At 70.0% G+C, this 12,144-nt stretch carries 13 protein-coding genes; 2 read left to right on the top strand and 11 right to left on the bottom strand.

What is annotated here, in order from left to right; translation table 11 throughout:
* Positions 1 to 56 precede the first annotated feature (56 nt).
* From ACIRB1_RS10350 to ACIRB1_RS10340, 3 genes are read right to left on the bottom strand one after another with little or no spacing between them, the layout of a single operon-like run.
* Complete coding sequence (locus ACIRB1_RS10350; RefSeq protein ID WP_352183794.1) at positions 57 to 749, bottom strand: uracil-DNA glycosylase; 693 nt, start codon at positions 747 to 749, stop codon at positions 57 to 59.
* Positions 750 to 794: 45 nt separating this feature from the next.
* Positions 795 to 2,321, bottom strand: a complete 1,527-nt coding sequence (locus ACIRB1_RS10345) for a YfcC family protein (RefSeq protein WP_403465237.1) — start codon at positions 2,319 to 2,321, stop codon at positions 795 to 797.
* A complete protein-coding gene (locus tag ACIRB1_RS10340) occupies positions 2,318 to 2,557 on the bottom strand; it encodes a hypothetical protein (protein ID WP_403465236.1) in 240 nt (79 codons plus the stop codon). Before ACIRB1_RS10340 ends, ACIRB1_RS10345 begins: the two co-directional genes overlap by 4 nt.
* Before the next feature lie 217 nt (positions 2,558 to 2,774).
* Here ACIRB1_RS10340 and ACIRB1_RS10335 point away from each other — a divergent pair, with 217 nt between their 5' ends.
* Positions 2,775 to 3,365 (top strand): RNA-binding S4 domain-containing protein, encoded by a 591-nt coding sequence (locus tag ACIRB1_RS10335; protein WP_403465235.1) that lies wholly within the window; start codon positions 2,775 to 2,777, stop codon positions 3,363 to 3,365.
* Positions 3,366 to 3,509: 144 nt separating this feature from the next.
* Here ACIRB1_RS10335 and ACIRB1_RS10330 read toward each other — a convergent pair whose 3' ends face one another.
* From ACIRB1_RS10330 to ACIRB1_RS10320, 3 genes are all read right to left on the bottom strand, one after another.
* Positions 3,510 to 3,974, bottom strand: coding sequence for a DoxX family protein (locus tag ACIRB1_RS10330; RefSeq protein WP_352183790.1), 465 nt, complete (start codon positions 3,972 to 3,974; stop codon positions 3,510 to 3,512).
* Positions 3,975 to 4,060: 86 nt separating this feature from the next.
* Positions 4,061 to 4,816 carry a class I SAM-dependent methyltransferase gene (locus ACIRB1_RS10325; protein WP_403465386.1) on the bottom strand — a complete coding sequence of 252 codons (756 nt, stop codon included), beginning with the start codon at positions 4,814 to 4,816 and terminating at the stop codon, positions 4,061 to 4,063.
* 173 nt (positions 4,817 to 4,989) lie between these two features.
* Complete coding sequence (locus tag ACIRB1_RS10320) at positions 4,990 to 5,919, bottom strand: acyltransferase domain-containing protein (protein WP_403465234.1); 930 nt, start codon at positions 5,917 to 5,919, stop codon at positions 4,990 to 4,992.
* A 71-nt stretch (positions 5,920 to 5,990) separates the two neighbouring features.
* Here ACIRB1_RS10320 and ACIRB1_RS10315 point away from each other — a divergent pair, with 71 nt between their 5' ends.
* The gene (locus ACIRB1_RS10315) at positions 5,991 to 6,257 is read left to right on the top strand and encodes a DUF6343 family protein (protein WP_403465233.1); all 267 of its coding nucleotides are present in this window, start codon (positions 5,991 to 5,993) and stop codon (positions 6,255 to 6,257) included.
* 55 nt (positions 6,258 to 6,312) lie between these two features.
* Here the strand turns inward: ACIRB1_RS10315 and ACIRB1_RS10310 are convergent, their stop codons facing one another.
* From ACIRB1_RS10310 to rpsA, 5 genes are all read right to left on the bottom strand, one after another.
* Positions 6,313 to 6,693 carry a tetratricopeptide repeat protein gene (locus ACIRB1_RS10310; protein ID WP_352183787.1) on the bottom strand — a complete coding sequence of 127 codons (381 nt, stop codon included), beginning with the start codon at positions 6,691 to 6,693 and terminating at the stop codon, positions 6,313 to 6,315.
* Between the two features lie 50 nt (positions 6,694 to 6,743).
* Positions 6,744 to 7,364 (bottom strand): dephospho-CoA kinase, encoded by a 621-nt coding sequence (gene coaE, locus ACIRB1_RS10305; protein ID WP_352183786.1) that lies wholly within the window; start codon positions 7,362 to 7,364, stop codon positions 6,744 to 6,746.
* A 56-nt stretch (positions 7,365 to 7,420) separates the two neighbouring features.
* On the bottom strand, positions 7,421 to 8,359 hold the full coding sequence (locus ACIRB1_RS10300) for a PAC2 family protein (protein ID WP_352183785.1): 939 nt from the start codon (positions 8,357 to 8,359) through the stop codon (positions 7,421 to 7,423).
* Positions 8,360 to 8,494: 135 nt separating this feature from the next.
* Positions 8,495 to 10,087: an NAD(P)/FAD-dependent oxidoreductase gene (locus tag ACIRB1_RS10295; RefSeq protein ID WP_403465232.1), complete on the bottom strand. Its 1,593-nt coding sequence runs from the start codon at positions 10,085 to 10,087 to the stop codon at positions 8,495 to 8,497.
* Positions 10,088 to 10,358: 271 nt separating this feature from the next.
* Complete coding sequence (rpsA, locus tag ACIRB1_RS10290) at positions 10,359 to 11,864, bottom strand: 30S ribosomal protein S1 (RefSeq protein ID WP_328832092.1); 1,506 nt, start codon at positions 11,862 to 11,864, stop codon at positions 10,359 to 10,361.
* Positions 11,865 to 12,144: the final 280 nt, after the last annotated feature.

Here is a 12,144-nt window from a genome sequence, read left to right as displayed (position 1 = left end):
ACGACACCGGCGCCCCTGCCCTCGCACACGGCTCCGGCACCCCGCTTCCGGCCTCGCTACGGCGTCGTCGGGAGCCCCGCCGCCCCGGCCGCCGTGCGCAGCACGTCCCGCAGCATCGCCGGGGTGAGCTTCCCGGTGAAGGTGTTGCGCTGGCTGACGTGGAAGCAGCCGAAGAGGTCGAGGCCGTCGAGGGGGACCCGAGTGCCGTGCCCGAACGCGGGCCGTGGGCGCGGGACGGGCCAGCCCGCCGCCGCGAACGCGGGCAGCGCCGCCTGCCAGCCGAAGGCGCCGAGCACGATCACGGCCCTCAACGTCGGCCGCAGCAGGGTGAGTTCCTCGACGAGCCAGGGACGGCAGGTGTCCCGCTCCTCCGGGGTGGGCTTGTTGGCGGGCGGGGCGCAGCGCACCGGCGAGGTGATGCGGACGCCGTACAGCTCCAGGCCGTCGTCGGCGCTCACGGCGGTCGGCTGCGAGGCGAGCCCGACGTCGTAGAGGGCCTGGTACAGGACGTCACCGGAACGGTCGCCGGTGAACATGCGGCCGGTGCGGTTGGCGCCGTGCGCGGCCGGGGCCAGGCCGATGATCAGGAGCGATGCGTCGGCGGGGCCGAAGCCGGGTACCGGGCGGCCCCAGTACGTCCAGTCGGCGAAGGCGGCGCGCTTGGTGCGGGCGACCTCCTCGCGCCAGGCGACCAGCCGGGGGCAGGCCCGGCAGCCGGTGATCCGCTGGTCGAGGTCGGACAGGTTCATGCCGCCACCGTATGCGTCCCCGCTCTGTCCCCCATCCCTCCCGGCTCAGGTGAAGACCGCGCCGAACGCCACGAACCCGCAGATCATCAGGAACAGCAGCGCCAGCAACGGCCAGACGAACCGCAGGTACTTGTCGTAGCCGACCTTCGCCAGTGCCACCCCGCCGATGGTGACGGCGGTCGTCGGCACCCACAGGTTCATCCAGCCGCTGGCGGCCTGCCAGGCGGTGACGACGACCGCGCGGGAGACCCCGGCGAAGTCGGCGAGCGGGGCGAGGATCGGCATGGCGAGGGTCGCGTGGCCGGAGGTGGAGGGGATCAGGAAGGCCAGCGGCAGGTTCACGACGAAGACGATGATCGCGAAGACGCCGGACGAGGTGCCCTTCACGACGCCCTCGATGGAGTGCAGCACGGTGTCCGTGATCTTCGAGTTGTTCATGATGACGGTGACCCCGCGCGCCAGCACGATCACCAGTGCCGGCGAGATGAAGTCGGCGGCCCCCTGGATGATCATCGAGCTGAGCTTCTGCTCCCCCAGCCGCGCCACCAGCCCGACGAGCACGGCCGCGCACACGAACAGCGCCGCCAGCTGCGGGAAGGACCAGCCGAGTTCGAAGCCGTACGGCCTGGCGTTCGCGTCGCCGGTGAGCGCGCTCGCCCAGGGCACCACCGAGAAGATCATGAAGGCGAAGACCAGGCCCATGGTGACCAGGACCGCCTTGTGCAGCCCGGTGAGTTCGGGTTCCTCGGCCTCCGAGGCGGCGTCCTGGTCCCGGTCGCCCGGCAGGAACCCGGTGAGCGACAGCTCGGGATTCCGCCGCACCCGGCGCGCGTACCGGACGACGTACGCCACCGTCACCGCCGTCAGCACCACCCACATCACGAAGCGCAGCACGATGCCGTCGCCGAGCGAGATGTCCGCGGCGGAGGAGGCGACGCCGGTCGCGAAGGGGTTCACCGTCGAGCAGAGCACGCCGATCCCGGCGCCGAGGATGATGGTGCCGACGGCGACCATCCGGTCGTAGCCGAGTGCCAGCATCAGCGGCACGATCAGGCCGTAGAAACCGAGGGTCTCCTCGGCGAAGCCCTCGACCGTGCCGAGGACCGAGAAGACCACCATGATCCCGGCGATGAGCAGCGCGCCGCGCTCGCGCAGCCGGTGGGCGAGCCGGCCGATGCCCCGGTCGAGGGCGCCGGTCGCGAACACCACGGTGATGAACGCCCCGATGGCGAGCACGAACAGGAACACACCCGCGCTGCCGTACAGGTCGCCGGCCAGATCCGGTCCGACCTGGCCACTCTTCTGGTCCTGGATGCCGTAGAGACCGTTGACGGGCGCGAGGAACAGGTCGTTCAGCCGGTCGACGAAACTCTGGCCGGAGTCGACGCGGTGGTACGTCCCCTGGATCGGGGCGCCCGACTCATTCCGGTCGTAGAGCCCGGACGGGACGAGGAACGCGAGCAGCCACACGGCGATCGTGACGGTCGCGAGGACGGTCAGCGCGCTGGGGAAGGTGAACTTCAGCTTGTCCGGCGGCTGTTCGGTGGTCCGCTGGGTGTCGGTGGTGCTCATAGGGCCGTCGCCGTCCCGCCCCGGCTCCGGAAGTCGGCCGCGTACTCCTCGACGAACGCGCCCATCGCCACGACCGTGCTCCCCAGCTCCGAGAACAGCACCCGCAGGTCGTGCGCCTCGATCACCCCCTCCTCCGGACACCCGGGAAAGGCGACGGAAGCAATCGCGGCCGACCGCACCAGGTCGCCCCGCGACCCGTCCATCAACGCGTCGACCCTCGCCGCCCAGTCCGCCACGTCCGACCCCTCGCTCCTACGGCCGCCACGGCCCCGATGACCCCTACGACCTCGACGACCTCGACGACCTCGGAAGACAGCCTCTGCGGTACGGCGAGGGGGTGCATCCGGGGTGACCCAGCGGGGTGCCTGCCGTGAACCGCCGTGGGCCTTCGCGATCAGGTCGGGGGCCGAAATCCGCCGGAGCCGACCGAAGGGAGGAACTAAAGTCGGGGCCATGGCTTCCGAGGCGATCGACGACACCGGCAAGGACGACGGAACCGGCACGTCCGCTGCCGCGCCCGCCGCCCGGCCCGCCGCAGAACCTGACAGCGACGCCGTGGCCGCCGCCAAGGCCGCCGGGCCCTCCAACGGCGGGAGCGTCCGCGTCGACAGCTGGATCTGGTCCGTCCGCCTGGTCAAGACCCGCTCCATGGGCGCCGCCGCCTGCAAGGGCGGCCACGTCCGCGTCAACGGCGAGCGCGTGAAGCCCGCGCACTCCGTCCACGTCGGCGACGAGGTGCGCCTGCGCCACGAGGGCCACGAACGCGTCGTCATCGTCAAACAGGTCATCCGCAAACGGGTCGGTGCCCCCGTCGCCGTCCAGTGCTACGTCGACAACTCCCCGCCGCCCCCGCCCCGCGAGGCCGTCGCCCCGGCCGGCATCCGCGACCGCGGCACCGGCCGCCCCACCAAGCGCGACCGCCGCGACATGGAACGCCTCCGCGGCTTCCCCGGCGCCACCCCGGACACCGCTCCCGATCCCCACAAGGACCGGGACCGAGACCGCGACCGGAACCGGGACACCCGCCGCGACACGCCACGGTGACATCCGGCCCGGACCCCCCGGCCCACCGGATGCCACCGCCGCCCTGCGCTCAGCGACAGCGTCAACCATCGCCTCGGCCGGAGCCGTAGCTATAGCTGTAGCTGTAGCTGTAGCTGTAGCTGTAGCTGTAGCTGCACGCAACGGTCACGCCCGTCGTCGTACCACCCGCAGCAACTCCGCGTTCTGCCCCCGCCGTGCCCAGGCGATCAGGGCGAGCGGGATGATCAGGATCAGCGGTGTCGCCGCGTTCTCCCCGTGGAACGCGGTCATCTGGACGACGAACGCACCCACCATCAGCGCGCTGAGCGCCGTCGCCGCGACGGACTGCAACAGCGGGACCAGCAGGGCGATCCCACCGGCCAGTTCGAGCGCGCCGATGGTGTACATCGCCCCGCTGCCCCAGCCGATCTTGTCGAAGGACTCCACGGCCGCCGGGTACGCGATCAGCTTGGGCAGCGCGCTCGCGAGGCCGTAGAACAGCGCGAGCAGCACCTGGAGGGCACGCAGCGCGATCCGGGCACGGCGACCGCGGGTGGTCGCGGACTCGGCGACGACGGTGCGGGAGGTGGCGGAAGCGGCGGAGGCTACGGAAGCGGCGGTCTCGGACATGGGGTTCTCCTGTGGGAAGCGGTGCGGAGCGCCGGCAAGCGGTCCGTGTTGCTGTCACAGGGATAGACCGGCCCTCGCCCTCGAACTCATCGCTGCCGCAGGGGATTTCCTCCACCAGTCGCCGCGGTCACCGGCACCGCCCGCACCCATATCCCGTCCGGTGTCAGATAGCTGTCCACTCTCAGTCCCGCCTCCGCCAAGGCCTCCTCGAACTGGTCCTGGGTCAACGGCCGGGCCAGGAACGTCTGGGTCCAGACCGCGTCCGGGAACACATACTCCGCGCGCACCGAGTTGACCCCGTCCCCGACCGGCTCCGACGACACCATCCGCACGGTGAAGCCGGTGGGGCCGCCGCTCCCCCAGCCTTCGGCCGGGGGGACCCCCGTCTCGCGTCGCTCGCGCGGCAGGTTCGTGTGGTAGTTCTCGCCCTCCCGCTGGATCAACACGCAGCCGCCCGGCGCGACATGGCGTACGCAGGTCCGCAGCAGCCCGCGCCGCACCTCGACGTCCCCGGCGTGCACCAGGAACGACGCGAGCATCACCACGTCGAACGTCTCACCCAGATCGAGCTGTTCGATCGGGCTGCGTATCGTCCGCGCACCCTGGACGCGCTCCAGCATCTCGGCGGACTCGTCGACCGCCGTGACCGTGAACCCGCGGTCCAGGAGGGGGTGGGTCATCCGCCCCACCCCGCTGCCCAGTTCAAGAATGTGCGCGCCCGCCGGCACGGCCGCGGCGATGATGTCCGGCTCCTGGCCGATCGGCAGCCGCGAGTACAGCTCGACCGCGCAGCCGTCCGGAGTGATCGCCCCGGGTCCTGTCCCCTCGTACCCCTCACGCATTTCGCTTCGCATGCCCGTCCAACGGACCGCGTCCGCACGCCCGTTCCCGACTCGCACTGGTTCACCCGTACGAGTCAATTCCCTTCGGAGAGGCAACGGTTGGAGCCGTGGCCGTCGGCGTGGCGGCTGTTGAGCCGTGGCCGTCGGAGGGGCGGCAGTGGGAGCCGTAGCCGTCAGCGCGACGCCTGCTGGAGCGGGAACCACCCGTGCCCGAGGTACCAGTGCCCGCCCGCCCGCAGATGATCTCCGACGGCCCGCTCCACGGACGTACGCCGAGGCAGGCTCTCCGCCGGCCGACCGGGGTGCCCGAACACGAACTGCACGGGCTCGGTGTCGGCCGGCTCCGTGTCCTCGCGGATCACCCGGAACCGCTCCTGAAAGCGGACGATGTTGGAGTCGGCGGACAGGTACCGCTTCAGCTGCGGGTCGAGCAGCCAGGAGTGGCAGGTCGCGACCTCGTGGTGCTCCTCGGGAAAGTGCCGGGCGAAGAAGGCGCGGGCCAGGTCCAGCGAGCGGTCGCACGCGGCCGGGGTGAGCGGGCCGGAGCAGTCGGGGATGTGCAGGTTCAGGCAGGGCGTCCCCGGACCGGCGTCCAGCCCGGCCTCCGTGAGCGCCACCGCGGTGCGCTCGCCGAGCCGGGCCCGCTCGAACTGGAGCCGCCCCAGCTGGTACAGCTCACCGCGGAAGTGCGGGACGAGCCACTGCGGGAACGGCAGCCCCGGCTCGCCGTACCGTCTGCGGTGCACCGCGATGTTGCGTCCCAGGTCGGCGAGGGTGCGCCGGGAGACGTCGGCGGGGATGCCGCGTTCGCGGTGGTACGCGCGCGTGTGGGGCAGCGCGGCGGCGAACACGTACACGGGGAAGTAGCCGCCGATCTCGGGCGGGGCCTCGGGCAGCCGGGCCAGAAGCAGCTCGGTGAGCCGGTCCCAGTGGCCGTGCTCCCCGATGTCCTTCACCAGCTCTCCGACGCACTCCTCCAGGAGCCGCGCCGCGTCGGTGTTCCGCGTCAACTCCCGGCGCAGTCGCACCAGTTCGTTGATGTCCTCATGGGGTACGGCGAGGTCGAGCAGGACCTCGGGCAGTTCGTCGGCGTCCGGCAGCACGGTGCGCTTTCCCCTCCCTGTGGAGAACGTCCGCCCCGAAGAGTACGTTGCAGGAAGGAGCGGTGATCCTGATGCGTACGGGCAGTGAGCCGACGACAGCGCGCAGTCCCCTGCGGGCGCGCTTCTGGCTGAGCGTGTGGGGGCTGGTCTGGTCGGTCTTCGGCACGGCGGCGTTCGCGCTCGCCGGTCGCCCCGGGTGGGCGGCGGCCTGCGGGGTGCTGTGGCTGGTCGTCACGATCGACATGACCATGATCCTCAGACACATGCACCAGGGCCCGCACTACCAGCCGGGCCGCGACATCCCGCCGTACCGTCCCCCGGAGCACCGCCATCCCTGACCGGGCGTAAACGCGCCCTAGGGGGATGCGGCTACGCGTCGAAAGAGAGGTGCGGCTACGCGTCGAACCGGGCCGCCTTCAGGTAGTCCGGATTGGGGTCGAGCGCGGCGGCCAGCCGGAAGTGGCGTTTTGCCTGGTCGGCGCGGCCCTGCCGTTCGTAGGTGCGGGCGAGCGCGAAGTGCGCGAAGGCGTTGTCCGGCTCCCGCTCCAGGACGATGGTGAACTCCAGCTCGGCGGGGCGCAGTTGCGCGGCGGCGAAGAAGGCACGCGCGCGCAGCAGCCGGGCCGCCGTGTTCTCCGGGTGCGCGTCGATGACGCCGTCGAGCAGCTTCACCGCGCCCCGCGGGTCCCGCGCGGCGAGCAGATGCTCGGCGGCGCGGAAGTCGATGACATGCGTCTCCGGAGTACGTCCGGTCGTTCCGCTGTTCTCGGGCACGGCACAGTCCTTCCCTCACTCGGACGTTTCAACGCCCGCGCGAAGGGCCGCTATTCCTGGGGTGGCTGCTGGGGCGCGTGGGCCCGGCGAACGAGTTCGGCCCATACGTCCTGGACGCGTCGCTCCAGCGCCTCCAGGGGTACGTCGTTGTCGATGACGATGTCCGCGACGGCGAGCCGCTTCTCGCGCGTCGCCTGGGCGGCCATACGCGCGCGTGCGTCGTCCTCGGTCATCCCGCGCAGCCGGACCAGCCGGTCGAGCTGGGTCTCGGGGCTCGCGTCCACGACGATCACCAGGTCGTACAGCGCGGCCAGGCCGTTCTCGGCCAGGAGGGGGACGTCGTGGATCACCACGGAGTCCTCGGCGGCGGCCGTTTCGAGCTCCCGGGACCGCCGGCCGACCAGGGGGTGGACGATCGCGTTGAGGACGGCCAGCTTCTCGGGGTCGGCGAAGACGATGGAGCCCAGCTTGGGGCGGTCCAGGGAGCCGTCCGGGCCGAGCACGTCCTCCCCGAAGGCCTCGACGACCGCCGTCAGCCCGGGAGTTCCGGGCGCGACGACCTCGCGCGCGATGCGGTCGGCGTCGATCAGCACGCCCCCGTGGCTCACGAGCAGCCGTGACACTTCACTCTTACCGGCACCGATGCCCCCGGTGAGGCCGACCTTCAGCATGGACCGAAGCCTACGGCCTGTCACCGACAGGGCACCGGGTGACCGGTGGCCGTCGCCTAGCCGTCTCCCTCGCGCTCCGCCAGGAAGCGCTCGAATTCCTGCCCGATCTCGTCGGCCGAGGGGATCTCGACCGGCTCGGCGAGCATGTTGCCCCGGCTCTCGGCCCCCGCGGCGGCGTCGTACTGGTGCTCCAGGCCCTGGACGAGCGCCACGAGCTCCTCGTCGCCCTCCTGGATCTGGCGGTCGATCTCCGTCTGGGTGCGGTGGGCCTCGGTGCGCAGCGAGTGCGCGATGCCCGGGAGGACCAGTCCGGTGCCCGCCGTGATGGCCTCCAGGACGGTCAGGGCCGCGTCCGGGTAGGGCGAGCGGGCGATGTAGTGCGGGACGTGCGCGGCGACGCCCAGGACGTCGTGACCGGCCTCCATGAGGCGGTACTCGACGAGCGCCTCGGCGCTGCCGGGGACCTGTGCCTCGTCGAAGGGGCTGCGGTGTCCCGGGACGAGGTCGTTCCGGTTGCCGTGCGGTGTGACGCCGACGGGCCGGGTGTGCGGGACGCCCATGGGGATGCCGTGGAAGTTCACGGACAGGCGGACGCCGAGCCGCTCCACGATCTGCTGGACGGCCGCGGCGAAGCGCTCCCACTCCACGTCCGGCTCGGGGCCGGAGAGGAGCAGGAAGGGGGCTCCGGTGGCGTCCTGGACCAGGCGTACGTCGAGCGTGGGCTCCTCGTACTCGGTCCACCGGTCCCGCTTGAAGGTCAGCAGCGGGCGGCGGGCGCGGTAGTCGACGAGCCGGTCGTGGTCGAAACTGGCCACGAGCTGATGGGGCAACGTGTCGAGCAGACGTTCGACGATCTGGTCGCCCGTCTCGCCCGCGTCGATGTATCCGTCGAAGTGGTAGAGCATGACAAGACCGGCCGACTCCTGTGCGAGCGCCATGTCGACGACTGCCAGGCCCTTCGGCTCCCATGCGTACAAACCCTGCGGATCAAGCACAGTGACCGCTCCTCCTCGTGTTCGTACTGCACAACGCCCTCCAGGGCATGGGCATTCCCACCCATGCCCCTGATCAGGCACCTCTTACGGGCTTTTCATGCGCCGCTCCACCGAGTCACCAGGTGGGAGTCCGCGTCACGAGGACAGCACGCGCGCGTGGAGTGCGGTCACGGCCTTGCGCGCGGAGGAGAACGCGCCGTGCTGCCAGGCGTCGGTGTAACTGAGCCAGTCGCCGGCGAAGTAGACCCGTCCGGTGGGGTCGTTGAGCGGCTTGTAGCGGGCGTCGTCGGGGCCACCGGGGGTGTCGTGCCACGCGGCCTCCAGGTGGGGCGTCTGACGCCAGTGGTGGGAGAAGGACGAGGCCAGCTCGCTGCGGTACTTCTCGCCGTAGATCTTCACGCCCGCGGCCACCGCCCGCTCTTCCCGCCCCTTGGGGGTGAGCTTCGCGTAGGAGTCCGCGTTGTCGCCGTAGTTGTAGTACCCGATCAGGACGCCCCGCTCACCGTGGAAGCCGTACGAAGGGTGCCAGATGTGGGTGACGTCCTGGTCGGTCTCGGTGATGCCGCCGTAGATCCGGTGATCCAGCTCCCACCAGCGGGACCTGTACTCCAGGCCGATCTTCGCGGCGGACGAGGGGGTGATCGCCTCCAGTGCGGTCTGGACGCCGGTGCCGAGGTTGTGCGGGATCTTGGCGAGGATGTTGGGCGGCAGCGCGCCGACGCAGTAGTCGGCCTCGATCACCCTCGTACGGCCGCCCTGGGTGTAGGTGACCGAAACACGGCTCCCCTTGTCGGTGATGTTCGAGACGGCCGCCCCGGTACGGATGCGGTGCGCGCCGACCGCCCGGGTGAGGGCCTTCGGTATCCGGTCCATGCCGCCGACCGGCTGGAACATCAGCATGGCCTGGTCGAAGCCGAATTCGAAGGAGAAGTAGCGGCCGACCCCGCTGGCGAAGACCTCGGAGGCGGTGGGTACGTCCCCGAGCGGCACACCAGGAATGCCCGCGGCGGCCGGAACGGTCGAGTACCCGCGGAAGTCACCCCCTTCGTAGGTCATCTTGTCCCCGAGGTCTCCCCAGCCCTTGAGGAACTCGACGAGCCTCTCCTGGTCGGTGGCCGTCAGCTCCTTGTCGAGAGCGCCCTTGTCGGTGGCCTTGGCGAGCAACTCCGAGACATAGCCGTAGACATCGGCCTTGGCGGTGCGGTAACGCTCCGGCTTGGTCATGCCGGTGGACTCGTTGTAGATGTACGCGTCCGCGTTGACGTTGGTGAACACCTCGATGGGGACGCCCAGTTCACGGCAGTAGTCAAGGGTGACCATCCACTGCGGGATGCGCGCGGGACCGCAGTTCATGTAGTGCCCGTCGGCGAAACGGGCGGTCTGCCGGTTGCCGTAGAGGTCGGTCGTCGTGTCGCCGCCCCGGACGGTGAAGTTGCGCCCGCCGGTACGGTCTCTGGCCTCCAGGACCGTACAGTCGTAGCCGGCCTTGCCGAGTTCGTACGCCGTGGTCAGCCCGGCGATACCACCACCGAGGACGACTACCTTGGCCGCTCCGCGCCCGGTGAGCGTGAAGTCGCCGGCGCTCAGCGCCCGGAAGGGCTGTTCCCGCTGGGCGGCCTGCGCGGTGGGGGCGAGCCCGAGGGCCCCCATGGTGGCGAACATGGTCCCCGCGCCCCCGGTGAGACCCACGTTCCGCAGAAAAGCACGACGGCTCTGGTTCCTGGCCATGGTCCAGCTCCCTTTCCCGATCACGAATGACCGGGGAAGCGTCCCAACGACCCGTTACGGCACAGCGGTTACAGCTGTATCCCACACGTTTCTGCAAGGCCCGGGGAAACGCGCCCCCAAGGGGCTCGGGGCCGTATCGACAGGCGAGCCCGCCGCGTGGGCGCGACCAGCAACAACACACCCGCGGCCGCGGTACGTCCGGACATGACTGAGGGGCCGCACCTCGAAAGGTACGGCCCCTCAGCTAATCGTCAAGCCTCAGCGGCAGCGATCAGCTCTGGCCGCCGGCCAGCTTCTCACGCAGGGCGGCGAGCGCCTCGTCGGACGCCAGCGCGCCGGAGGTGTCCGCACCCTCGGAGGAGTACGAACCGCCGCCGCCACCGGCCGCGGCCGGAGCCGCACCGGGGGTGTCGACACCCTCGGCCGCAGCCTGGGCGTCGGCCTCGCGGGACTTGATGACCTGCGCCTGGTGCTGCTCGAACCGCTGCTGCGCCTCGGCGTACTGGTGCTCCCACGCCTCCCGCTGGGTCTCGTAGCCCTCGAGCCAGTCGTTGGTCTCGGGGTCGAAGCCCTCGGGGTAGATGTAGTTGCCCTGGTCGTCGTAGGACGCGGCCATGCCGTAGAGCGTCGGGTCGAACTCGACCGAGGCCGGGTCGGCACCGAAGGACTCGTTGGCCTGCTTCAGGGACAGCGAGATCCGGCGACGCTCGAGGTCGATGTCGATGACCTTGACGAAGATCTCGTCGTTGACCTGGACGACCTGCTCCGGGATCTCCACGTGGCGCTCGGCCAGCTCGGAGATGTGCACCAGACCCTCGATGCCCTCGTCCACGCGGACGAACGCACCGAACGGAACCAGCTTCGTGACCTTTCCGGGCACGACCTGGCCGATCTGGTGGGTGCGGGCGAACTGCTGCCACGGGTCTTCCTGGGTCGCCTTCAGCGACAGGGAGACGCGCTCGCGGTCCATGTCCACGTCGAGGACCTCGACGGTGACTTCCTGGCCGACCTCGACAACCTCGGAGGGGTGGTCGATGTGCTTCCAGGACAGCTCGGAGACGTGGACCAGACCGTCGACGCCACCCAGGTCCACGAAGGCACCGAAGTTGACGATCGAGGAGACCACGCCGGAGCGGACCTGACCCTTCTGGAGGGTCGTGAGGAAGGTCTGGCGGACCTCGGACTGGGTCTGCTCCAGCCAGGCACGGCGGGACAGGACCACGTTGTTGCGGTTCTTGTCCAGCTCGATGATCTTGGCCTCGAGCTCCTTGCCCACGTAGGGCTGGAGGTCGCGGACACGACGCATCTCGACGAGAGAGGCCGGCAGGAAGCCACGGAGGCCGATGTCGAGGATGAGTCCACCCTTGACGACCTCGATGACGGTACCGGTGACGATCCCGTCCTCTTCCTTGATCTTCTCGATCGTGCCCCAGGCACGCTCGTACTGAGCGCGCTTCTTGGACAGGATGAGGCGGCCTTCCTTGTCCTCCTTCTGGAGGACCAGGGCCTCGATCTCATCGCCCACGGCGACGACCTCGTTCGGGTCGACGTCGTGCTTGATGGAGAGTTCGCGGCTCGGGATAACGCCTTCGGTCTTGTAACCGATGTCGAGCAGGACCTCGTCCCGGTCGACCTTCACGATGACGCCGTCGACGATGTCGCCGTCGTTGAAGTACTTGATCGTCTCGTCGATCGCGGCGAGGAAGGCTTCCTCGTTACCGATGTCGTTGACCGCTACCTGCGGGGTGGTGGCGGTGGTCTCGGTGCTGCTCGTCATGTGGGAAAGGGCTCCGGTACGGACATTGAAGTCGTAGGTACTGCTTACGCCGGGAGCCCGTTTCGCTTCGCTCTGTAGAAGGCCGGACAGCCAAAGAAGCACCGATCCGGAACACCAGGTGTCCGGTGGCGCCTCGAAAACCGAGGGGTCATACATACAGATGCGAGCGCAACCTGCTACGTCTGAGGTGCGCAGGCCCGCAGCGCAACTTGTAGCATACGGGGGCAGCCAGGCAGGGTCAATGCGCGAAGGCGCACACCCGGGGCGGATCGCCGCATAC

It is taken from the genome of Streptomyces sp. NPDC096013, assembly GCF_044763565.1.
Taxonomy (GTDB): Bacteria; Actinomycetota; Actinomycetes; order Streptomycetales; family Streptomycetaceae; genus Streptomyces.
This window is presented reverse-complemented; position numbering and strand designations above follow the sequence as displayed.